Below are 21,572 nucleotides of genomic sequence, written 5' to 3' on the forward strand. Positions count from 1 at the left end.
AACAGGGAAGGCAAGCACATGGCGTTGGATCGAAAATCTGCCACGAAGACCGGCGTCTGGACATCGGGCGCCGGGCGCGGCCGCAAGACCCCCAAGGGCCGGCAGGTCACCGATCAGGCCTGGGCAGAACTGCGCGAAGTGCTGGGCGACCGGCCGCGGCGGCGCGACCTGCTGATCGAATTTTTGCACCTCATCCAGGACCGCTACGGCCATCTGTCGGCTGCGCATCTGCGCGCCCTTGCCGAGGAAATGCGCCTGTCCCAGGCCGAGGTTTACGAGGTCGCGAGTTTCTATGCCCATTTTGACGTGGTCAAGGAGGGCGAGAGCCCGCCACCGGCCCTGACCATCCGGGTCTGCGACTCCCTGTCGTGTGAGCTGGCCGGGGCGCAGGCGTTGAAATCTGCGCTGGAGGACGGGCTCGACCCGGGCCAGGTGCGCGTGCTGCGCGCGCCTTGCATGGGGCGCTGTGCGACCGCGCCCGTGCTGGAGCTGGGACATAACCATATCGACCACGCCACCCCGGAAAAGGTGCAGCAGGCCATCGCCGCAAACCACACGCACCCCACGATCCCCGACTATGAAACCCTCGCGGCCTACCGCGCGGAGGGCGGCTATGGTGTGCTGCGCGATCTGCGCGCCTCCGGCGATTGGGAAGTGGTGCAGGCACAAGTAAAGCAAAGCGGGCTGCGCGGTCTTGGCGGTGCGGGCTTTCCGTCGGGGACCAAGTGGGGCTTCGTGCGCGCCAATCCCGGGCCGCGTTACCTGGCCGTGAACGGCGACGAAGGCGAGCCTGGCACCTTCAAGGACCGCCATTACCTCGAACGGGTGCCGCATCTCTTCCTCGAAGGCATGCTGATCGCCGCCTGGGCGGTGGAGGCGGAGCGCTGCTACATCTACATGCGCGACGAATACCCGGCCGTGCTCGAAATCCTGCGCCGGGAGATCGCCGCGCTCGAAGAGGCCGGGATCGCCGAGCCGGGTCATATCGAGCTGCGCCGTGGCGCGGGCGCCTATATCTGCGGCGAGGAAAGCGCCATGATCGAGAGCATCGAGGGCAAGCGCGGGATGCCGCGCCACCGCCCGCCCTACGTGGCGCAGGTGGGCCTTTTCGGGCGGCCGACGCTGGTGCACAATGTCGAAACCCTGCACTGGATCGCCCGCATCTGCCGCGAAGGGCCGGAGGTGCTGAGTGCCACCACCCATAACGACCGCGTGGGCCTGCGCAGCTATTCGGTCTCGGGCCGGGTCGCGCGGCCGGGGGTCTACCTGCTGCCTGCGGGCTCCACGATCCTCGACATCATCGACGCGGCGGGCGGCATGGCCGAGGGCCATGTCTTCAAGGCGTTCCAGCCCGGCGGGCCATCCTCGGGGCTGCTGCCGGCCTCGGCGGCGGATGTGCCGCTCGATTTCGACACGCTGCAACCTCTGGGCACCTTCATCGGCTCCGCGGCGGTTGTCGTTCTGTCGGACCAGGACCGCGCCCGCGACGCCGCCCTCAACATGCTGCGGTTTTTCGAGGATGAAAGCTGCGGCCAGTGCACCCCGTGCCGGGTCGGCTGCGAAAAGGCCGTCAAACTGATGCAGGCCGAGCGCTGGGATGCCGGGTTGCTGTCCGAGCTTTGCACCGCCATGGCCGATGCCTCGATCTGCGGGCTGGGCCAGGCGGCCCCGAACCCGATCCTGTCCACGATCAAGCATTTCCCAGAGGAGGTCTGACCATGGCCGATGGCGCACAACTGCGGACCGTGACCTTCACCCTGGACGGGCAGACCGTGACCGCCGAGGCGGGCCAGACCATCTGGGAGGTGGCCAATGGGCGCGGGCTGAAGATCCCCCATCTGTGCCACAAACCCGCGCCGGGATACCGCCCCGATGGCAACTGCCGCGCCTGCATGGTCGAGATCGAGGGCGAGCGGGTGCTGGCGGCCTCCTGCATCCGCGAACCGTCCGAGGGCATGGTCGTGACCACGTCGTCGGCCCGGGCCGAAACCGCGCGCAAGATGGTGGTCGAGATGCTGGTGACGGACCAGCCCGCCCGCGCCGAGGCCCATGACCGCTCCGCCCATTTCTGGGACATGGCGGATGCGGCCGGGGTGACCGAGAGCCGGTTTCCCAAGCTGGAGGGCCCGCGCATCCCGCTGCTCGACGACAGCCATGTGGCGATGCGCGTCAACCTCGACGCCTGCATCCAGTGCGGGCTGTGCGTGCGGGCCTGCCGCGAGGTGCAGGTCAACGACGTGATCGGCATGGCCGGGCGCGGCCACGACGCCTATCCGGTGTTCGACCTCGATGATCCCATGGGCGACAGCACCTGTGTCGCCTGCGGCGAGTGCGTGCAGGCCTGCCCGACCGGCGCGCTGATGGAGGCGAAACTCCTCGACGAGGCGCAGCAGGGCGACAGCAAGGATTTCGACGATGAGGTCAGCTCCATCTGCCCGTTCTGCGGCGTCGGCTGCCAGGTCTCTCTCAAGGTCAAGGATGGCGCGATCGTCAAGGCCGACGGCATCAACGGGCCCGCGAACGAAGGGCGGCTCTGCGTCAAGGGCCGGTTCGGCTTCGACTATATCCACCACCCCCACCGGCTGACCAAGCCCCTGATCCGTCGCGACGACGCGCCGGAAAAGGGGCTGAACGTGGACCCTGGCAATCCCTGGACCCATTTCCGCGAAGCCACCTGGGAAGAGGCCCTCGATGCCGCCGCCCACGGGCTCGGCGATCTGCGCAGCTTCTATGGCGGCAAATCCGTGGCCGGGTTCGGCTCGGCCAAATGCACCAATGAAGAGGCCTATCTCTTCCAGAAACTGATCCGGCAGGCCTTTGGCCACAACAATGTCGATCACTGCACGCGGCTGTGTCATGCGTCCTCCGTGGCGGCGATGATGGAAAACATCGGCTCCGGCGCGGTCACCGCCACGTTCAACGAGATAGAGAATGCCGATGTGGCGATCGTGATCGGCGCCAACCCGACCGAGAACCACCCCGTGGCGGCGACCTTCTTCAAGCAGTTCGCCAAGCGCGGCGGGGAGCTGATCGTGCTCGACCCGCGCGGGCAGGCATTGAAACGTCACGCGGCGCACATGCTGCAATTCCGCCCCGGCACGGATGTGGCCCTGCTCAACGGCATCATGAACGTGATCGTCGAGGAAAAACTCTACGACCGGCAGTATATCGAGGGCTTCACCGAAGGCTTCTTCGAGTTCCGCGAGCATATCCGCGCCTTCACGCCCGAACGCATGGCCGAGCTCTGCGGCATCGAGGCCGCGCAGATCCGCGCCGTCGCCCGCAGTTTCGCGCGCGCCCGCGCGGGCATGATCTTCTGGGGGATGGGGGTCAGCCAGCATATCCATGGCACCGACAACGCCCGCTGCCTGATCAGTCTCGCGCTGCTGTGCGGCCATGTGGGCCGACCCGGGACCGGCCTGCACCCGTTGCGCGGTCAGAACAACGTGCAGGGCGCCTCCGATGCGGGGCTGATCCCGCAGGTGCTGCCGGATTACCAGAACGTCACCGACCCGGAGGTGCGCGAGTTGTTCCGCCATATCTGGAAGGGCACCCAGATCGACGCGACCCCGGGCCTGACGGTGGTCGAGATCATGGACCGCGTCTATCGCGGCGAGATCCGCGGCATGTATATCCTTGGCGAGAACCCGGCCATGTCCGACCCGGATGTGGAACATGCCCGCAAGGCACTGGCCCATCTCGACCATCTCGTGGTGCAGGACATCTTCCTGACCGAGACCGCGAATTACGCGGACGTGATCCTGCCTGCCAGCGCATTTCCCGAAAAGACCGGCACCGTGACCAACACCAACCGCCAGGTGCAGATGGGCCGCAAGGCCGTCGACGCCCCCGGCGAGGCGCGCGAGGACTGGCGCATCATCGTCGACATGGCCAACCGGCTCGGACTCGATTGGGACTACGACACGCCGCGTATGGTGTTCAACGAGATGAAGATGTCCATGCGCTCGCTGCATCACATCACCTGGTCGCGGCTGGAAAACGAAGGGGCCGTGACTTATCCGTCCCTGTCGAACGACGATCCGGGCCAGCCCATCGTGTTCGGCGACGGCTTTCCGCGCCGCGCGGGCCGGGCGATGTTCACGCCCGCCCGCGTCACCCCGCCCGCCGAGGTGCCGGACGAGCGCTATCCGATGATCCTGACCACGGGCAGGCAGCTGGAGCATTGGCACACCGGCTCCATGACCCGGCGGGCCAGCGTGCTCGACGCGGTGGAGCCGGAGGCGAACTGCTCGCTCCATCCCAAGACCCTGCGCAAGCTGGGGGTGGAGCCGGGCGGCCATGTGCGCCTGACCACCCGCCGCGGCACGATCACGGTGATGGCGCGCGCCGACCGGGCCGTGGCCGAGGACATGGTCTTCCTGCCCTTCGCCTATGTCGAGGCGGCGGCGAACATCCTGACCAATGCCGCGCTCGATCCCTATGGCAAGATCCCGGAATTCAAGTTCGCCGCCGTGCGGGTGGAAAACCCCCTGGACGATCCGCAAGTTGCGGCGCAGTAACCCCGCACCCGCGGGCGATCGTGCCGCGCGCGCCGCAGACGCCTGCGAAAATGTCGGCTCTGGGCGATTGCGGTTCCGCGTTCCGGAGTGCACTCATGGCACAGAGATCCCCTGAGAAAGACCGCCCCCATGTCCGATATCGAGATTGCCCGCGCCGCCACCAAGAAACCGATCCAGCAGATCGGCGCCACCCTCGGCATCGGCGCGGACGACCTGCTGCCCTACGGCCATGACAAGGCCAAGGTCAGCCAATCCTTCATCACCTCGGTGCAGGACCGCCCCAATGGCAAGCTGATCCTGGTGACCGCGATCAACCCGACCCCCGCGGGCGAGGGCAAGACCACCACCACCGTGGGCCTGGGCGACGGGCTCAACCGGATCGGCAAGAAGGCCTGCGTGTGCATCCGCGAAGCCTCCCTCGGGCCGAATTTCGGGATGAAGGGCGGCGCGGCGGGCGGCGGCCATGCCCAGGTCATCCCGATGGAGGACATGAACCTCCACTTCACCGGCGATTTCCACGCGATCACCTCGGCCCATTCGCTGCTCTCGGCGATGATCGACAACCACATCTACTGGGGCAACGAGCTGGAGATCGACATCCGCCGCGTCACCTGGCGGCGTGTGGTGGACATGAACGACCGCGCCCTGCGCCAGATCACGGCGAGCCTCGGCGGGGTGGCCAACGGCTTTCCGCGCGAGGCGGGGTTCGACATCACCGTCGCCTCCGAGGTCATGGCGATCCTGTGCCTGGCGCGCGATCTCAAGGACCTCGAACAGCGCCTGGGCGACATGATCGTGGCCTACCGGCGCGACCGCTCCCCGGTCTATTGCCGCGACATCAAGGCCGAAGGGGCGATGACCGTGCTGCTCAAGGACGCGATGCAGCCCAACCTCGTGCAGACGCTGGAAAACAACCCGGCCTTCGTCCATGGCGGCCCGTTCGCCAATATCGCCCATGGCTGCAATTCGGTCATCGCCACGACCACGGCGCTGAAACTGGCGGATTTCGTGGTGACCGAGGCGGGCTTCGGCGCCGATCTGGGCGCCGAGAAGTTCATGAACATCAAGTGCCGCAAGGCCGGCCTCGCCCCCGATTGCGTGGTGCTGGTGGCCACCGTGCGCGCGATGAAGATGAACGGTGGTGTCGCCAAGGCCGATCTGGGCGCCGAGAACGTCGCGGCCGTGCAGGCGGGCTGCGCCAATCTCGGCCGCCATATCGGCAACCTCCAGGGCTTCGGCGTGCCCGTAGTCGTGGCGATCAACCATTTCGTCACCGACACCGAGGCCGAGATCCAGGCGGTCAAGGACTATGTCGCGGGGCAGGGGGCCGAGGCCATCCTGTCGCGCCATTGGGAACTGGGCTCCGAAGGCTCCGCCGCGTTGGCCACGCGGGTTGCCGAGATCGCCGAGAGCGGCGCGTCGCAATTCTCCCCGCTCTATCCCGACGCGATGCCCCTGCTGGAGAAGATCGAAACCATCGCCAAGCGGATCTACCACGCCGAGAAGGTGATCGCCGATAACAAGATCGTGGATCAACTCAAGCTCTGGGAAGAGCAGGGCTATGGCCACCTGCCGATCTGCATGGCCAAGACCCAGTATTCGTTTTCCACCGACCCCAATGAACGCGGCGCGCCCACGGGCCATGCGATCCCCGTGCGCGAAGTGCGCCTGTCGGCGGGCGCGGGCTTCGTCGTGGTGGTCTGTGGCGAGATCATGACCATGCCGGGTCTGCCCCGCGTGCCCTCGGCCGAACATATCCGGCTCAATGACGCAGGCGAGGTCGAAGGCCTGTTCTAGGCTGGAATCCGATGCGTCCGCGCGGTACCAAACGCCGAACCGCCCTGGAGGACCAGACATGCGCGCGCCCGAAGACTGCAACTCCATGGCGGAACTGCGCGCCGCGATCGACACGCTGGACAGATCCCTCGTGGCCCTTCTGGCCCGGCGCGCGGGCTATATCGACCGGGCCATCGCCCTGAAACCGGCCGAGAACCTGCCCGCCCGCATCGAGGACCGCGTGGCGCAGGTCAAGGCAAAGGTGCGGGCCGAGGCGGCCACGCAGGGCCTCGACGCCGACCTCGTCGAGGGGCTCTGGCACCAGCTGATCGAGTGGTCCATCGCTCGGGAAGAGGTGGTTCTGGGCGCGGACGCTCCGAAAGAGACAAGAGAGATATGACAGCCGAGATAATCGACGGAAAGGCGTTTGCAGCCGGGGTGCGGGCGAAGGTTGCGCACAATGTTGAGACCCTGCGCGACACCCACGGGATCACGCCGGGCCTGGCGGTCGTGCTGGTGGGCGAGGATCCGGCCAGCGAGGTCTACGTCGCCAACAAGCACCGCCAGACGGTGGAGGTCGGCATGGCCTCCTTCTCGCACAAGCTGCCGGCAAAGACGTCCGAGGCGGACCTGTTTGCCCTGATCGACCAACTCAACGCGGACCCGGCGGTGCACGGCATCCTGTGCCAGTTCCCGGTGCCCGAACATCTGAACGAACGCGCCGTGGTCGCGCGCATCGATCCGGCCAAGGATGTGGACGGGCTGAGCGTGGTGAATGCGGGCCTTCTGGCCAGCGGCGAGCGGGGCCTTGTCTCCTGCACGCCCCTGGGATGCCTGATGCTGCTGCGCGACCGGCTCGGCGACCTGTCGGGGCTGGAGGCGGTGGTGATCGGCCGCTCCAATCTCTTCGGCAAGCCCATGGGGCAGCTCCTGCTGCGCGAGAACGCGACCGTGACCATGGCCCATTCGCGCACCCGTGACCTCGCGCAGGTCTGTCGCCGCGCCGATATCCTCGTCGCCGCCGTGGGCCGGGCCGAGATGGTGAAGGCCGATTGGGTCAAGCCCGGCGCAACGGTGATCGACGTGGGCATCACCCGCCAGCCGCACCCGGACGACCCCGACAAGACCCGGCTGCTGGGGGATGTGGACTTCGCCGCCGTGGCAGAGGTGGCGGGCGCGATCACACCGGTGCCCGGCGGCGTCGGTCCCATGACCATTGCGTGCCTTTTGGCCAACACCGTGACGGCATGTTGCCGGGCCCACGGCCTGCCGGAGCCCGACGGGCTGGCCGTGTGAGCCGGGCAGCCTGCATGCGCGATGGGCAAATTTGACTGACGCTTCAAGTGCTTCGCCGGGCGGGCGTGGTGCCGTGCCGGGGCCGAGGTTTCAAAACCGCCCGCTCGCATACCGACGTGTACCGCTAAGCCCCTCTTTTCGCGGGTTTTTCCCTTTTCCATTTTCCTGCGCGGACCTATCTTGCAGCCAAAGAAGGAATCCCGAATGCCCGCCATCGAAGACCACCCGCTACGCTATGCGCTGGCCAATGAATTGCATGCGCGGCCTTTCCCGGAATTGTCCGCGCCGTGCCATGCCGTGTTTCTCGCCATCAAGCAGCCGCAGGATGCGGCGATGCGCAACCGGGACCTGGACCGCGCGCACCTGATCGAGTTGCTCGACCGCTACGGCGCGCCGCATCCGTCGCCCGGGGCGACCCATTTTTCCGGCCAGATCGGCAAGCACACCCTGAAATGGGAGAGCCATACCGAGTTCGTGACCTTCACGATCTTCGTCGACGGGACCGCGGCCCGCCCCTTCGATCCCGACAGCTTCGATGTCTTTCCCGAGGATTGGCTGAAAAAGGCGCCCGGCATGCGCATGGGCTCCTCCCTGATCCGGGTCGAGGAGCGGCCGAGCAAGGAAGAGATCAAGACAAAGCTTGAAAGCTGGTTCGTGCCCGAAAGCCTCGCGGTGAGCCAGGTGCTCGACGACTCGGCCGTGATCGCGGGCGATTTCCGCATCGATGCGGGCGGCCATTCGCGCTTCGCGATCTTCGTCGGCGATGACATCGGCAAGCGCCGGGTCGGGCGCATCCTGCAACGGGTCACCGAGATCGAGACCTACAAGACCGTGTCGATGCTGGGTCTGGCCCGTGCGCGGACCATTGGCGGCCAGCTCAACGAAATCGACGACCGACTCTCGGACATGGTCGGCAGCATGAGCAGCAACGCCGCCCCCGCCGAGGACACGCTGACCGCCCTGCTGGAGATTTCGGCCGATCTGGAAAACCTGATGGCGCAAAGCTCGTTCCGGTTCGGTGCCACCCGGGCCTACGAGGCGCTGGTGACCCAGCGGATCGAGGTGCTGCGCGAGGAACGCTTCGACGGGCGGCAGACCTTCGCCGAGTTCATGATGCGCCGCTTCGATCCCGCCATGCGGACGGTCAAGGCGACCGAGCGGCGGATGCAGCAGATGGCGGATCGCGCGACACGGGCGGCGGAGCTGCTCCGGACCCGCGTCGATGTGGAACGCCAGACCCAGAACCAGGCGCTGCTCGAAAGCATGGACCGGCGCGCGGCGCTGCAACTGCGCCTGCAGAAGACGGTCGAAGGGCTGTCCGTGGTCGCGATCAGCTACTACGCGGTGAACCTCGCCATCTACCTGATCGGCCCGCTGGCCTATACCGCGGGTGTCTCCAAGACGGTGCTGACCGCCGCGGTCACTCCGCTGGTAGTGCTTGGGGTTTGGTTCCTTGTGCGCCGGATCCGCGAAGGGATGGAGAAGTAACGCCCTCGGGCAGCAGCCGCCCCGTCACGGCCCCGCCCACCGCGATGGCCACCAGGGCAAGGGTCGCGGCGAAGCTCAGGGTCGGCACACCGGCCAGGCCAGCGCCCACGGTGCACCCGCCCGCCAGAACCCCGCCCACGCCCATCAGCGCAGCGCCCGCAGCGTAGCGGCCGGTCTGGCGCGGGCTGTCGAAGCTCGCCCAGGCGAAGCTGCGCGACGCCAACGCCGCCAGAAGCGCGCCCAACAGAGTCCCGGCAATCAGGCCCGTGCCGAACCCGGCCGGGATCGACGTGGACGCGATCACGAAGAACAGGCTTTCGGTGGCAGGTGCTGTGAAGGACAGCGATTCCAGGGCGATCGGATCGAAATCGTCGTAAAGAACATACCCCGTCCCGACCCAGCCCAGCGGCACCAGCGCGCCCAGCAGCGCCGCCAGCAGCAGAACACCGGGCCGATTGCCCGACCGGATCGCCACCGCAACGGCGAGCAGGGCGAGCACGGCGGTCCAGCCCCAGGCGCCGCCGGGCAGGCTCGCAAACCCGGTCATGTCGCCGAAATCGACCGTGGCGCTGGCCAGGCTGGTGCGCAGCGGCGCCAGAACGCCCTTCAAGGTCGCATGGGCGACAACGGCGAAGATCAACACGACCGTCAGCGCGCGCAGGTTGCCCGAGGCACCCAACACCGTCAGGCGCGAGATGCAGCCGCGGGTCAGCACCATGCCCGCGCCGAACATCAGCCCGCCCGCGAGGATCGCCAGCACGGGCACCTCCGAGACGAAGAACCGATGCTCCGAAAACCCGACCAGCCCCAGCGCGACGATCGCTTGCGTGCCGACCAGCGCCACGGCCAGCGCGGTCAGCCAGACCCCCGCGGCACTCCGCCGATCCTCGGGCGCACCTGCCACGGCCCGGCGCAGACAGAACCGTGTCCGCTGTGCGAGCACACCGAAGGCCAGGCCCAGGGCAAGCCCGAAAAGGGCGGATGCAAGGCGCACATCGATAAAGTCCAAACCAAGGTCAGCGTACATGGCCGTCTCCGGGATCACGGGGGTCAGTCTCGCGCAGATAGGCGAGGAACCGGTCCTGAATCAAGCGCGAGACACTCTCGGGCGACAGAGTACGCCGGACCACGAATCCGGCTTGCTGGCCCGGACTGGATCGTCAGCACGAAAATCGCCCCGGTTTGGAGGATTTTCCCGGAAGAGGGCTTGCTAATCGAACTCAATTCTTATTTCGACGTCTTCGCCCCGCAAGGCCGGTCATATTCGTCTTTGGCCGTTCGGGGGTGTTTTCGGCCTGATGCAGGTCGCACCTTGACGCCTGCGCCTGTGCGAAGCACCTAAAGGACACATCCTGCGTCAACGGAGTGCACCATGCCCATCAAGAACCGGTTTGCCGAACTTCTGCCCGAGATCACGGCCTGGCGGCAGGATTTCCACGCCCATCCCGAACTGCTCTTCGACACGCACCGGACCGCCGGGATCGTGGCCGAGAAGCTCCACGCCTTCGGCTGCGACGAGGTCGTCGAAGGCCTCGGGCGCACGGGCGTCGTCGGTGTCATCAAGGGGCGGCAGACCGGCTCCGGCCGGGTCATCGGCCTGCGCGCCGACATGGACGCCCTGCCGATCCCCGAGGAAACCGGCGTGCCCTATGCCTCCAAGGTGCCGGGCAAGATGCATGCCTGCGGCCATGACGGGCACACCGCGATGCTGCTGGGGGCGGCCAAATACCTGGCCGAGACGCGCAATTTCGATGGCACCTGCGTGGTGATCTTCCAACCCGCCGAAGAAGGTGGCGGCGGCGGGCGCGAAATGGTCGAGGACGGGCTGATGGAACGCTTCGGCATCGAAGAGATCTACGGCATGCATAACTGGCCCGGCGTGCCCACGGGCAGCTTCGCGATCCGCCCGGGCCCGTTCTTCGCGGCCACGGACCAGTTCGACATCGTGATCAAGGGCAAGGGCGGGCACGCCGCCAAGCCGCAGGAAACCGTGGATCCGACCGTGGCGGCCAGCCAGGTGGTCCTTGCCCTGCAAACCATTGCCAGCCGCAATGCCGACCCGATCCGGCAGATCGTGGTGTCGGTCACGTCCTTCCAGACCTCCAGCACCGCGTTCAACGTGATCCCGCAGCAGGTGGCGTTGAAGGGCACCGTGCGGACCCTGGACGAGGACGTGCGCGCCATGGCCGAGCGGCGTCTGACCGAGATCGCCACCGGCATTGCCCAGGCCATGGGGGCCGAGGCCGAGGTGCAGTATCACAAGGGCTATCCTGTCATGGTGAATTCCGGGCCGGAGACGGAATTTGCCGCGGATGTCGCGCGCAAGGTCTCGGGCGACTGCGCCGAGGCGCCGCTGGTCATGGGGGGCGAGGATTTCGCCTATCTGCTGAACGCGCGGCCCGGGGCCTATATCCTGGTGGGCAATGGGGACACGGCGGCGGTCCATCACCCCGCCTACAACTTCAATGACGAGGCGATCCCGGCGGGCTGTTCCTGGTGGGCCGAGATCGTCGAGACGCGGCTGCCCATCGCCTCCTGAGGCGCGCGGCGCTTGCGCCGGACGCGCCGCTTGGGTACCTCGCGGGGATGAAGCCGTTTCTGATCCTGCAACTGCGCCCCGAACCGGAGGTGTCCGACGACGAGTATGCCGCGATCCTGACCAAGTCGGGCCTGCGCGCGCAGGACACGCAGCGGATCTGTCTCGATCACGAGAAACTGCCCGATGAGCTTGATCTCGCGGATTATTCCGGCGTGATCGTCGGCGGCGGGCCGGGCTGTATCAGCGACCCCGCAGAGGTGAAAACACCGACCGAGGCGCGGATCGAGGCGGCGATCCTGTCGCTCATGCCCGAGGTGGTGGGCCGCGACGTGCCGTTCATGGGCTGCTGCTACGGCATGGGTGCGCTCGGGCATCACCTGGGTGCGGAGGTCTCCAAGCGCCGCTATGGCGAGGGCGTCGCCGCGGTGCCCTGCGAACGCACCGAGGCCGGGCGCGCCGATCCGATCCTCGCCGACCTGCCGGACCGGTTCGACGCCTTCGTCGGCCACAAGGAGGCGTTGCAGGACCTGCCCAAGGGGGCCGTGCACCTGATGCGCGGCGAGGCGTGCCCGTTCCAGATGATCCGCTACGGGCAAAATGTCTACGCGACCCAGTTCCACCCCGAAGCCGATGGCGACGGCGTGGCCCTGCGCATCCGCGCCTATCGCGACAAGGGGTATTTCCCGCCCGAAGAGGCCGAGCCCCTCATCGCGCGGGTCCAGCATGCGGATGTGCGCGCAAGTGCCCGTATTCTCAGGAATTTCGTGGCCCGATACGCAACCGGTTGACCCGGCAAGCCGCAGGATTCCATCCGGGCCGAGATACTCCGGCGTGTAGACCGCAGGTCCGCCGGGGCAGCGCCCCCTCCGCCGTGCGGGGTCAGCCGCCCGTGTGGCTCATGTGTCGGGTCATCTGCCCGTCGAGGCGCTGGCGCGAATAGTCGAAATCATGGCCCTTCGGCTTCAGGGCGATCGCCGCGCGGATGGCGTTCTCCAGCGCGCGGTCGTCGTCGGGATATTCCCGCAGGGGCTTGCGCAGGTCGGCATTGTCCTCCTGGCCCAGGCACATGAACAACTCGCCCGTGCAGGTCAGGCGCACTCGGTTGCAGCTTTCGCAGAAATTATGGGTCAGGGGGGTGATAAACCCAAGTTTTTGCCCAGTTTCTTCCAGCCGGACATAGCGCGCGGGCCCGCCGGTCCGCTCGTCCAGTTCGGTCAGGGTGAACCGTTCGCGCAGGGTGTTGCGCAGGTCCGACAGCGCCCAGTACTGGCCCAGCCGGTTCTCGTTGCCGATATCGCCCATGGGCATGACCTCGATGAAGGTCAGGTCCATGTCGCGCTCGGCGCACCAGTCGACCATCGGGAAGAGCTCGTCCTCGTTGAAGCCCTTAAGCGCCACGGCGTTGATTTTTATGCGTAATCCGGCCTTCTGGGCCGCGTCGATCCCGCGCAGGACCTGGGGCAGGCGGCCCCAGCGGGTGATCTCGGCAAACTTCTTCTCGTCCAGCGTGTCCATCGACACGTTGATCCGGCGCATCCCGGCAGCGTAGAGGCCGTCGGCGAATTTCTCCAGCTGCGAGCCGTTGGTCGTGAGGGTGAGCTCCCGCAGCGCGCCGCTGTCCAGATGTCGGGACATGCGGTCGAAAAACGTCATGATATCGCGTCGCACAAGGGGTTCGCCGCCGGTGATGCGCAGCTTCTTCACCCCGAGCCGGATGAAGGTGGAGCACATGCGATCCAGCTCTTCGAGTGTCAGCAATTCCTTCTTGGGCAGGAAGGTCATGTTCTCGGACATGCAATACACACAGCGGAAATCGCAGCGGTCGGTCACCGAAACACGCAGGTAGTCGATGGCGCGCTGGAACGGGTCGATCAGTGGTGTCGTGGTCATGAGGCAACCTCCCAATGTCGCAAAGCTACCGGGCGGGGCGGGGGGGCGCAAGGTCCGCGCGGGGTGAAAACATGATTCTCTGATAGGGATTTTATCTCGGACACATCCGCGCCCGGCCGCCCGCGAAACCCCGGTGTTTCCGCGGTCGGATACCTGTCGGGCAAGTGTATGGCACCTGTCGGGCAAGTGTATGGCACATTGTCTGACAATCCATGCAAGCCGTTGCGTAGCCTCAGCTTTCCTCCGTCGCCGCGCGCGGCAACAGGCGGGCGGCTTCGCGGCGGGCGAAGGGCTTCATCCCGGCGCCGTGGATGTCGAGAAAGGCCCGCACCCGGTCCGGGTCGCGCCGCGACAGATCGCGCAGCCACCAGGCGATGGCCTTCTGGATGAACCAGTCGCGGTCGGGCACATAGCCCGCGGCCCAGCCGAGCACCCGTTCGCGGATCGCGAGATCCTCCGGTTTGGCGTCGCGCTGTATCGTCCAGGGCAGGGTGATCACCAGGGCCGCGCGCCGGGTCCAGATGTGATCGGAGCCGGTCCAGGTCTCGACGACATCTAGCCGGGACGGATCGGCCACCAGCCGTTTCGCGCCCGCCGCGCAGGCGTGATCGGCCAGCGCCCAGCCGTCGAACTGGGGCACCCAGGCCAGGATCGCGTCCCAGCTGGGCGTGTCGTCGGGGCGCTGCCGGGCCTGGGTCAGCAGTTTGGCCGCCGCCACCCGCGCTTCGTGGATATTGGTATCCCAGAGCGCGCAGGCCAGCGCGGCCCGGGCGGGGATGTCGAGCGCCCGCCGCCAGTCGCGCGCCAGATCGTCGAGCACCGGAACGGGCACCCCGAGATAGGGGCGCGCCACCTTGTGATAGGCGGCCATCCCCGCGGCCTTTTCAGGGTCCGCATGGGCGGTGATCCGGGCGAGCGCGCTCTCTGGGGTCACAGGTTCCGCTCGATCCCGGTGGGGGCACCGTCGAGGGTTTCGGCGTTGGTCTCGGCCCAATATGCGCGGATCCCGTCCGCGCCCCGGGCGGCGGCCCAGGTCTTCAGGGTGTCCCGCTCGGTCATCTCGTCGGCCATGGGGACCGCGTAGCCGCAGGAGGTTTGCACCATCTCGACATCCATGTCGAAGACCTGGCGTTTTTCCGGCCCGCCGGGGAAGAGCGCGGCAAGGGCGTCCCAATCCGCATCGCGGCGGTGCACGGCGCGGGCGGTGCCATAGACGCGCAGGATCATCGGGGTGGCATCGAAGCTGCACCACATCAGCGTCATGCGCGGGCTCTGGCGCAGGTGCCCGGCGGTCTCGTTGCCCGAGCCGGTGACGTTGAGCCAGGCGAGGCGGTTCGGCCCCAGCACGCGCAGACTGTCCATGCCCTTGGGGCTGAGATTGATCCGGCCGGTCTCGGCGGCGGTGGCGACGAAGAAGACCTTCTGGGCTTCGATCATCGCCTGGTGGCCGAGGCCGATGCGGGGGAACTGCCTGGCCATGGCTCACTCCACCGTGACGGATTTGGCGAGGTTGCGGGGCTGGTCCACATCCGTGCCCTTGGCGACCGCCGTGTGATAGGCCAGCAGCTGCGCCGGGATCGCATAGAGGATCGGGGCGAGGAAGGGCGACACATGGGGCATCTGGATCGTGGCCCAGCTGCCGGGGCCGGCCGTGTCGAGACCGGTGGCGTCGCTGACCAGCAGGACCTTGCCCTGGCGGGCCATCACCTCTTGCATGTTCGAGACGGTCTTGTCGAAGAGCGGGTCGGTGGGGGCGAAGACGATCACCGGAACGGCGGGGTCCACCAGGGCGATGGGGCCGTGTTTCAGCTCCCCCGAGGCGTAGCCTTCGGCGTGGATGTAGCTGATTTCCTTGAGTTTCAGCGCACCTTCCAGGGCGATGGGATACATCGCGCCGCGCCCGAGAAAGAGGATGTCGCGGGCCTCGGCCAGCTCGCGGGAGACCGTCTCGATCTCGGCCTCCTGGCCCAGCGCGAGGTTGAGCAGGCCGGGCAGGCCGCGCAGGGCGGTCAGATGTTCGGCCAGGGTTGCGTCGTCGCAATGGCCCCGCTGTCGGGCGGCGTGCAGCGCCAGCAGCGCCAGCACGGTGAGCTGGCAGGTGAAGGCCTTGGTCGAGGCGACGCCGATCTCGACGCCCGCGAGGGTCGGCAGGGCGACGGTGCTTTCGCGGGCGATGGAGCTTTGCGGCACGTTGCAGATCGACAGGATGTGGTCGGCCTTGCCTGCGCAGTAGCGCAGGGCCGCCAGGGTATCGGCGGTCTCGCCCGACTGGCTGACGAACAGGGCTGCGGTGCGCGGCCCGATGGGCGGGCTGCGGTAGCGGAACTCCGACGCGATGTCGATGTCCACGGGCAGGCCGGTCAGCTGCTCGAACCAGTATTTCGCGGTCTGGCAGGCATAGAAGGCCGTGCCGCAGGCCACGAGGATCAGCCGGTCGATCTGCGCGAAATCCGGCAGCTCGGCGGGCATGTCGATCCGGGTGCCGGTCTTTGTGTAATGGCCCAGCACGTCGGAGATCACGCTGGGTTGCTCGGCGATTTCCTTGGCCATGAAGTGGCGGTGGCCGCCCTTGCCGATCTGGGTGCCGTCGATGCGGGCATGGGTTTCGGGGCGCAGCACCTCGGTGTCCCGGGCGTCGAAGACCTGCACCCCGGCGCGGGTGACCACGGCCCAGTCGCCTTCCTCCAGGTAGGTGATCCGGTCGGTCATGGGGTGGAGCGCCAGCGCGTCGGAGCCCACGAACATCTCGCCATCGCCATGCCCGATGGCGAGCGGCGAGCCCTTGCGCGCCGCGATCAGCAGGTCGTCATGGCCGTCGAACAGAAAGCACAGGGCAAAGGCGCCTTCGAGCCGGGCGATGGTGCGGCGCGCGGCCTCGACCGGGGTGGCCCCGGCGCGCAGCTCGCGGGCGCAGAGCTGGGCGATGGTTTCGGTGTCGGTCTCGGATTCGAAATTGGCGCCATCGGCGATCAGCTCGGCGCGCAGGGCGCGGAAATTCTCGATGATGCCGTTATGGACCACGGCGACCGGCCCGGCCTGGTGCGGGTGGGCGTTGGAGACCGACGGGACGCCATGGGTGGCCCAGCGGGTGTGCCCGATGCCGGCCTTGCCCGCGAGCGGGTTTTCCACCAGCAGGTCGCTGAGGTTCACCAGCTTGCCCATGGCGCGGCGGCGGTCGAGATGGCCGTCCTGGACCGTGGCGACACCGGCGCTGTCATAGCCGCGGTATTCGAGCCGTTTAAGCGCCTCCACCAGCAGGGGGGCCGCCTGGTTGTGCCCGAGGACGCCGACAATGCCACACATCACTGGGCTCCTTTCGCGGATTTTCTGGCGCGCAGCATGGTCATGAACTTGCGTGCGAAGCCGGGTTTGTTTTCCTGGCGGGTGCGGCCCACGGCCATGGCGCCGTCGGGGATGTCCTGGGTGACCACGGTGCCGGTCGCGGTCATGGCCTCGTCGCCGACGCGGACCGGGGCCACGAGGCAGGTGTTGGAGCCGATGAAGCTGCGCGCGCCGATCTCGGTGCGATGCTTGAAGACGCCGTCATAGTTGCAGGTGATGGTGCCTGCGCCGACATTGCTGGCCTCGCCGATGGCCGCGTCGCCGATATAGGACAGGTGGTTGACCTTGGCGCCCTGGGCCAGGGTGGCGTTCTTGATCTCGACGAAGTTGCCCACATGGGTGTTTTCGGCAAGCTCCGCGCCGGGTCGGAGCCGGGCGAAGGGGCCGACGCGGGCGCCGCGGCTGACATGGCAGCCTTCGAGATGGCTGAAGGCGCGGATCTCGGCGCCGGATTCGACGGTGACCCCGGGGCCGAAGACGACCTGGGGGCCGATGGTGGCGTCGCGGCCGATCACCGTGTCGACGGCGAAATGGGTGGTGGCGGGATCGGCGAGGGTGACGCCATCCTCCAGCGCCCGGGCCCGGGCGCGGGCCTGGAAGGCCTGCTCGGCGGCGGCCAGTTCGGTGCGGGTGTTGATGCCGAGGGTTTCGGCCTCGGGGCAGACCACCACCCTGGCGCGCAGGCCTTCGGCCCGGCCCGCGGCGATCGTGTCGGTCAGGTAGTACTCGCGGGAGGCATTGTCGTTCGACAGCCCCGCGACCAGCCGCAGCAGCACCTGCGCGTCGGCCATCATCACGCCGGAATTGCACAGGTCGAGGGCCAGCTCGTCGGGTGTGGCGTCCTTGGCCTCCACGATCCGCAGCAGCGCGTCTCCGTCGGTCACCAGCCGGCCGTAGCGGCCGGGATCCGCCGCCTCGAAGCCCAGCACGACCATGTCCGCGCCCGCCGCGCGCGCCGCCTGCATCGCCAGCAGCGTCTCGGGAGAAATGAAGGGCGTGTCGCCATAGAGCACGAGCGCATCGCCCCCGAACCCCGCCAGCGCCTGGGCGGTCTGGGCCACCGCGTGGCCGGTGCCCAGCTGCTCGGTCTGGCGGACGCAGATGGCCTCGGGGGCCAGCTGCGCCGTGGCGGCCTCCACCGCTGCCGCGCCGTGGCCGGTGACGACCACGATCCGCGCCGGGTCGAGCGCGGCCCCCGCCCGCAGCCCGTGCGCCAGCAGCGGCGCGCCCGCCAGCGGGTGCAGCACCTTGGGCAGCTCCGAGTTCATCCGGGAGCCTTGCCCCGCCGCCAGCACGATCAACGCCACGCCCATGCATCCGTCCTTCACCTTTGGTCCCCGTTCTATTACGCAAAGCCCGAAGCCCCGCAACCGGGGGCGATGTCACTTGGTGTTTCGTTCTTTTCACCCCCTCACGCCCCGCAGGCGGAAAGGCGCGCGCATGTCTCTTTCGGTGATCTTCGATCTCGACGGCACCCTGGCCGATACCAGTGCGGACCTGATCGCCGCGGCCAATGCCTGTTTCGCGGCCCGCGGGCAGGGCGCGCCCCTCGACCCGCTGGCCGATGCGGCGACGGCCTTCGCCGGCGGGCGCGCGATGCTGCGGCTGGGGATGGAGCGGCTCGGCCAGGGCTGGAGCGAGGCGGATGTGGACCGGGACTATCCCGTCCTGCTGGAAGCCTATGCCGGGGCCATCGATGTGCATACGCGGCTCTATCCCGGCGCGATGGCGGCGGTGGAGCGGTTGTGGGGCGCGGGGCACAAGGTGGGCATCTGCACCAACAAGCCCGCGGGGCTGGCCGAGACGCTGATGACCCGGCTGGGGGTGCGCGACCGGTTCGCCGCCCTGGTGGGGGCCGACACCCTGCCCGTGCGCAAGCCCGACCCCGCGCCCCTGTTCGAGACCATCGCGCGGGTGAGCGGCGATCCGGCGCGCGCGGTGCTGATCGGCGACACGGTGACCGACCGGGAAACCGCGCGCGCGGCGGGCATCCCGTCGGTTCTGGTGACCTTCGGGCCGACCGGGCGCGCGGTGGCCGAGCTGGCGCCCGAGGCGCTGCTCGATCATTACGACGGGCTGGACGCGGTGCTTTCGGGGCTCCATCCCGGCCATTGACGGCTGGGCTCGATCGGTCCAATCCTTGGGCAACAGGGCAGGGGGCCGATATGTCCGACGAGATCTTCCAAGGCAATTTCACTCAGCAGGAGCCGATCCCGGAGGCCGCCATCGCGGCGGCGGTGGCGGTGATGCGCTCGGGCCGGTTGCACCGTTATAACCTGGCCCCCGGCGAGTTGGGCGAGGTCGGCCTGCTGGAACAGGAGTTCGCCGCGCAGACCGGGGCGCGGTATTGCCTGGCCGTGGCTTCGGGCGGCTATGCCATGGGCACGGCCCTGCGCGCGCTGGGGGTGGGCCCGGGCGACAAGGTGCTGACCAACGCCTTCACCCTGGCCCCGGTGCCGGGGGCGGTGGCGGCGGTGGGCGCGGTGCCGGTGTTTCTGGAGACGACCGAGGAGTTGGTGCTTGATCTCGACGATCTGGAGGCGAAGGCGGCGGCGGGCGACGCGCGGACCCTGCTGCTGAGCCATATGCGCGGCCATATCTGCGACGTGGAGGCGCTCGGCGCGATCTGCACCCGCCATGGCCTGACCCTGATCGAGGATTGCGCGCACACCATGGGGGCGGCCTGGGACGGGACGCCCACGGGCCGCTTCGGGGCGTTCGGCTGTTTCTCGACCCAGACCTACAAGCATATCAATTCCGGCGAGGGCGGCTTGCTGATCTCCGACGATGCGGAACTGATGGCGCGGGCGGTGATGCTGTCGGGGAGCTACATGCTCTATGCCCGTCACGGGGCCGCGCCGGATCCGGAGGTGTTCGAGCGGGTGAAATACGACACGCCAAATGTCTCGGGCCGGATGGACCATCTGCGCGCGGCGGTCCTGCGGCCGCAACTGGCGGACCTGCCGCGGCAGGCGGCGCGCTGGAATGCGCTTTACCGGGTGCTGGAGACCGCCCTGGCAGGGGCCGAGGGCCTCGCACTGCCGCATCGGCCCGGGAAAGAGCAATTCGTCGCCTCGTCCTTCCAGTTCCGCCTGCCCGAGGCGGCCCCGCAGGCGATCGCGGCCTTCGTGGCGCGCTGTGCCGCGCGCGGGGTGGAGCTTAAATGGTTCGGCGCGGCGGAGCCGGTGGGCTTTACCTCGCGCTATGACAGCTGGCGCTACGCCCCGGCCCAGACCCTGCCGCGCACGGACCGTGTCCTTGCGACCCTGCTCGACCTGCGCCTCCCGCTGACCTTCTCGGAGGCCGATTGCGCGCAGATCGCGCGGATCCTGGCCGACGAGGCCCGGCGCCTGCCAGGGGCCATGGCGGCGGAATGACCCTGGGCTCAAGTCGATAAATATCCCGGGGGAGGCGCCCGCCAGGGCGACGGGGGCAGCGCCCCCTTTCGGGCGTGCGCCTCGGCGCGCGCAATTCCTCTGGACAGACTCCCTCACCATGCCTACAAATGAACAAGCGTTCAATTTTGGGAGGAGCGGGCGCCCATGTTCATGGCATCCATGAAGTTCGATCTCGGCGAAGAGGTGGAAGCCCTGCGCGAGATGGTCCATCGCTGGGCGCAGGAGCGGGTGAAGCCGCTCGCCGCCGAGACCGACCGGAGCAATGCGTTTCCCAACGCGCTCTGGCCCGAGATGGGGGAGCTGGGCCTGCTGGGCATCACCGTGGACGAGGCTTATGGCGGGGCCGGGATGGGATACCTGGCCCATACGGTCGCGGTCGAGGAAATCTCCCGCGCGTCGGCCTCCATCGGGCTGAGCTATGGCGCGCATTCGAACCTGTGCGTCAACCAGATCAAGCTGAACGGCACTGACGCGCAGAAGGAGAAATACCTGCCCAAGCTGGTCTCGGGCGCCCATGTGGGGGCGCTGGCCATGTCCGAGGCCGGGGCCGGGTCGGACGTGGTGGGCATGAAGCTGCGCGCCGAGAAGCGCAACGATCACTACCGGCTGAACGGCACGAAATACTGGATCACCAACGGGCCGGATGCCGATACGTTGGTGGTTTATGCCAAGACCGACCCGGAGGCGGGATCGAAGGGAATCACCGCGTTTCTGATCGAAAAGGAGATGGCGGGCTTCTCCACCTCGCCCCATTTCGACAAGCTGGGGATGCGCGGGTCGAACACCGCGGAGCTGATTTTCGAGGATGTGGAGGTGCCCTTCGAGAACGTGCTGGGCGAGGAGGGGCGCGGGGTCGCGGTGTTGATGTCCGGGCTGGATTACGAGCGCGTGGTGCTGTCGGGGGTCAATATCGGGATCATGGCGGGCTGTCTCGACGAGGTCATGCCGTATATGACCGAGCGGCGGCAGTTCGGGGAGCCGATCGGGAATTTCCAGCTGATGCAGGGCAAGATCGCCGACATGTATACCGCGATGAACTCGGCGCGGGCCTATGCCTACGAGGTCGCCAAGGCCTGCGACCGGGGCGAGGTGACGCGCCAGGACGCGGCGGCCTGTGTGCTCTATGCCTCCGAGGAGGGGATGAAGGTCGCCCATCAGGCGGTGCAGGCCATGGGCGGGGCGGGGTTTCTCAACGACAGCCCCGTGGCGCGGATGTTCCGGGACGCCAAGCTGATGGAGATCGGCGCGGGCACGTCGGAGATCCGGCGCATGCTGGTCGGGCGCGAATTGATGGCGGCCATGGCATGACCATGGGGCCGGAGG

General features: G+C 67.8%; 17 protein-coding genes. 11 read left to right on the forward strand and 6 right to left on the reverse strand.

The features are described from left to right. Positions 1–18 precede the first annotated feature (18 nt). The 6 genes from DSHI_RS06530 to DSHI_RS06555 all read left to right on the forward strand — a co-directional run bounded on the left by DSHI_RS06530 (position 19) and on the right by DSHI_RS06555 (position 9,080). Positions 19–1,716 (forward strand): NAD(P)H-dependent oxidoreductase subunit E, encoded by a 1,698-nt coding sequence (locus DSHI_RS06530; RefSeq protein WP_012177953.1) that lies wholly within the window; start codon positions 19–21, stop codon positions 1,714–1,716. Between the two features lie 2 nt (positions 1,717–1,718). Beyond that, entirely contained in the window at positions 1,719–4,520 is a 2,802-nt protein-coding gene (gene fdhF, locus DSHI_RS06535) for a formate dehydrogenase subunit alpha (RefSeq protein WP_012177954.1), read from the forward strand. A gap of 129 nt (positions 4,521–4,649) precedes the next feature. Further along, positions 4,650–6,317: a formate--tetrahydrofolate ligase gene (locus DSHI_RS06540; RefSeq protein ID WP_012177955.1), complete on the forward strand. Its 1,668-nt coding sequence runs from the start codon at positions 4,650–4,652 to the stop codon at positions 6,315–6,317. A 58-nt stretch (positions 6,318–6,375) separates the two neighbouring features. Then, positions 6,376–6,696, forward strand: coding sequence for a chorismate mutase (locus DSHI_RS06545; protein WP_012177956.1), 321 nt, complete (start codon positions 6,376–6,378; stop codon positions 6,694–6,696). Beyond that, entirely contained in the window at positions 6,693–7,592 is a 900-nt protein-coding gene (folD, locus tag DSHI_RS06550) for a bifunctional methylenetetrahydrofolate dehydrogenase/methenyltetrahydrofolate cyclohydrolase FolD (protein WP_012177957.1), read from the forward strand. The genes DSHI_RS06545 and folD overlap by 4 nt, the downstream gene beginning before the upstream one ends. 204 nt (positions 7,593–7,796) lie before the next feature. Further along, positions 7,797–9,080: a DUF3422 family protein gene (locus DSHI_RS06555; RefSeq protein WP_012177958.1), complete on the forward strand. Its 1,284-nt coding sequence runs from the start codon at positions 7,797–7,799 to the stop codon at positions 9,078–9,080. Here the strand turns inward: DSHI_RS06555 and DSHI_RS06560 are convergent. Further along, positions 9,013–10,107, reverse strand: a complete 1,095-nt coding sequence (locus DSHI_RS06560; RefSeq protein WP_012177959.1) for a YeeE/YedE family protein — start codon at positions 10,105–10,107, stop codon at positions 9,013–9,015. The two genes, DSHI_RS06555 and DSHI_RS06560, sit on opposite strands and share 68 nt — an antisense overlap. Before the next feature lie 345 nt (positions 10,108–10,452). Here DSHI_RS06560 and DSHI_RS06565 point away from each other — a divergent pair, with 345 nt between their 5' ends. Together DSHI_RS06565 and DSHI_RS06570 are read left to right on the forward strand one after the other, a co-directional pair. Then, positions 10,453–11,619 carry a M20 aminoacylase family protein gene (locus tag DSHI_RS06565; protein WP_012177960.1) on the forward strand — a complete coding sequence of 389 codons (1,167 nt, stop codon included), beginning with the start codon at positions 10,453–10,455 and terminating at the stop codon, positions 11,617–11,619. A gap of 47 nt (positions 11,620–11,666) precedes the next feature. After that, on the forward strand, positions 11,667–12,407 hold the full coding sequence (locus DSHI_RS06570) for a glutamine amidotransferase (RefSeq protein WP_012177961.1): 741 nt from the start codon (positions 11,667–11,669) through the stop codon (positions 12,405–12,407). A 91-nt stretch (positions 12,408–12,498) separates the two neighbouring features. Here DSHI_RS06570 and moaA read toward each other — a convergent pair whose 3' ends face one another. The 5 genes from moaA to glmU form a co-directional block, all read right to left on the reverse strand. After that, positions 12,499–13,509 (reverse strand): GTP 3',8-cyclase MoaA, encoded by a 1,011-nt coding sequence (moaA, locus tag DSHI_RS06575; protein ID WP_012177962.1) that lies wholly within the window; start codon positions 13,507–13,509, stop codon positions 12,499–12,501. 232 nt (positions 13,510–13,741) lie between these two features. Then, positions 13,742–14,443, reverse strand: a complete 702-nt coding sequence (locus tag DSHI_RS06580; RefSeq protein ID WP_012177963.1) for a DNA alkylation repair protein — start codon at positions 14,441–14,443, stop codon at positions 13,742–13,744. After that, the gene (locus tag DSHI_RS06585) at positions 14,440–14,988 is read right to left on the reverse strand and encodes a pyridoxamine 5'-phosphate oxidase family protein (RefSeq protein WP_012177964.1); all 549 of its coding nucleotides are present in this window, start codon (positions 14,986–14,988) and stop codon (positions 14,440–14,442) included. The genes DSHI_RS06580 and DSHI_RS06585 overlap by 4 nt, the downstream gene beginning before the upstream one ends. A 3-nt stretch (positions 14,989–14,991) precedes the next feature. Further along, on the reverse strand, positions 14,992–16,812 hold the full coding sequence (glmS, locus tag DSHI_RS06590) for a glutamine--fructose-6-phosphate transaminase (isomerizing) (RefSeq protein ID WP_012177965.1): 1,821 nt from the start codon (positions 16,810–16,812) through the stop codon (positions 14,992–14,994). Then, the gene (gene glmU, locus DSHI_RS06595; RefSeq protein ID WP_012177966.1) at positions 16,812–18,164 is read right to left on the reverse strand and encodes a bifunctional UDP-N-acetylglucosamine diphosphorylase/glucosamine-1-phosphate N-acetyltransferase GlmU; all 1,353 of its coding nucleotides are present in this window, start codon (positions 18,162–18,164) and stop codon (positions 16,812–16,814) included. Before glmU ends, glmS begins: the two co-directional genes overlap by 1 nt. A gap of 127 nt (positions 18,165–18,291) precedes the next feature. Between glmU and DSHI_RS06600 the strand changes: the two genes are divergently transcribed. From DSHI_RS06600 to DSHI_RS06610, 3 genes are all read left to right on the forward strand, one after another. After that, entirely contained in the window at positions 18,292–18,966 is a 675-nt protein-coding gene (locus tag DSHI_RS06600) for an HAD-IA family hydrolase (RefSeq protein WP_012177967.1), read from the forward strand. 50 nt (positions 18,967–19,016) lie between these two features. After that, positions 19,017–20,228 carry a DegT/DnrJ/EryC1/StrS family aminotransferase gene (locus DSHI_RS06605; protein ID WP_012177968.1) on the forward strand — a complete coding sequence of 404 codons (1,212 nt, stop codon included), beginning with the start codon at positions 19,017–19,019 and terminating at the stop codon, positions 20,226–20,228. 165 nt (positions 20,229–20,393) lie between these two features. Beyond that, positions 20,394–21,557, forward strand: a complete 1,164-nt coding sequence (locus DSHI_RS06610) for an isovaleryl-CoA dehydrogenase (protein WP_012177969.1) — start codon at positions 20,394–20,396, stop codon at positions 21,555–21,557. The last annotated feature ends 15 nt before the right edge of the window (positions 21,558–21,572 follow it).

The organism is Dinoroseobacter shibae DFL 12 = DSM 16493, assembly GCF_000018145.1.
Lineage (GTDB): Bacteria > Pseudomonadota > Alphaproteobacteria > Rhodobacterales > Rhodobacteraceae > Dinoroseobacter > Dinoroseobacter shibae.

Coding starts and splice junctions, on each gene's coding strand:
- folD (WP_012177957.1), top strand. CDS start 6,693: ATGACAGCCGAGATAATCGACGGAAAGGCGTTTGCAGCCGGGGTGCGG.
- DSHI_RS06605 (WP_012177968.1), top strand. CDS start 19,017: ATGTCCGACGAGATCTTCCAAGGCAATTTCACTCAGCAGGAGCCGATC.
- DSHI_RS06585 (WP_012177964.1), bottom strand. CDS start 14,988: ATGGCCAGGCAGTTCCCCCGCATCGGCCTCGGCCACCAGGCGATGATC.
- glmS (WP_012177965.1), bottom strand. CDS start 16,812: ATGTGTGGCATTGTCGGCGTCCTCGGGCACAACCAGGCGGCCCCCCTG.
- DSHI_RS06565 (WP_012177960.1), top strand. CDS start 10,453: ATGCCCATCAAGAACCGGTTTGCCGAACTTCTGCCCGAGATCACGGCC.
- DSHI_RS06570 (WP_012177961.1), top strand. CDS start 11,667: ATGAAGCCGTTTCTGATCCTGCAACTGCGCCCCGAACCGGAGGTGTCC.
- DSHI_RS06545 (WP_012177956.1), top strand. CDS start 6,376: ATGCGCGCGCCCGAAGACTGCAACTCCATGGCGGAACTGCGCGCCGCG.
- glmU (WP_012177966.1), bottom strand. CDS start 18,164: ATGGGCGTGGCGTTGATCGTGCTGGCGGCGGGGCAAGGCTCCCGGATG.
- DSHI_RS06540 (WP_012177955.1), top strand. CDS start 4,650: ATGTCCGATATCGAGATTGCCCGCGCCGCCACCAAGAAACCGATCCAG.
- fdhF (WP_012177954.1), top strand. CDS start 1,719: ATGGCCGATGGCGCACAACTGCGGACCGTGACCTTCACCCTGGACGGG.
- DSHI_RS06555 (WP_012177958.1), top strand. CDS start 7,797: ATGCCCGCCATCGAAGACCACCCGCTACGCTATGCGCTGGCCAATGAA.
- DSHI_RS06560 (WP_012177959.1), bottom strand. CDS start 10,107: ATGTACGCTGACCTTGGTTTGGACTTTATCGATGTGCGCCTTGCATCC.
- moaA (WP_012177962.1), bottom strand. CDS start 13,509: ATGACCACGACACCACTGATCGACCCGTTCCAGCGCGCCATCGACTAC.
- DSHI_RS06600 (WP_012177967.1), top strand. CDS start 18,292: ATGTCTCTTTCGGTGATCTTCGATCTCGACGGCACCCTGGCCGATACC.
- DSHI_RS06530 (WP_012177953.1), top strand. CDS start 19: ATGGCGTTGGATCGAAAATCTGCCACGAAGACCGGCGTCTGGACATCG.
- DSHI_RS06610 (WP_012177969.1), top strand. CDS start 20,394: ATGTTCATGGCATCCATGAAGTTCGATCTCGGCGAAGAGGTGGAAGCC.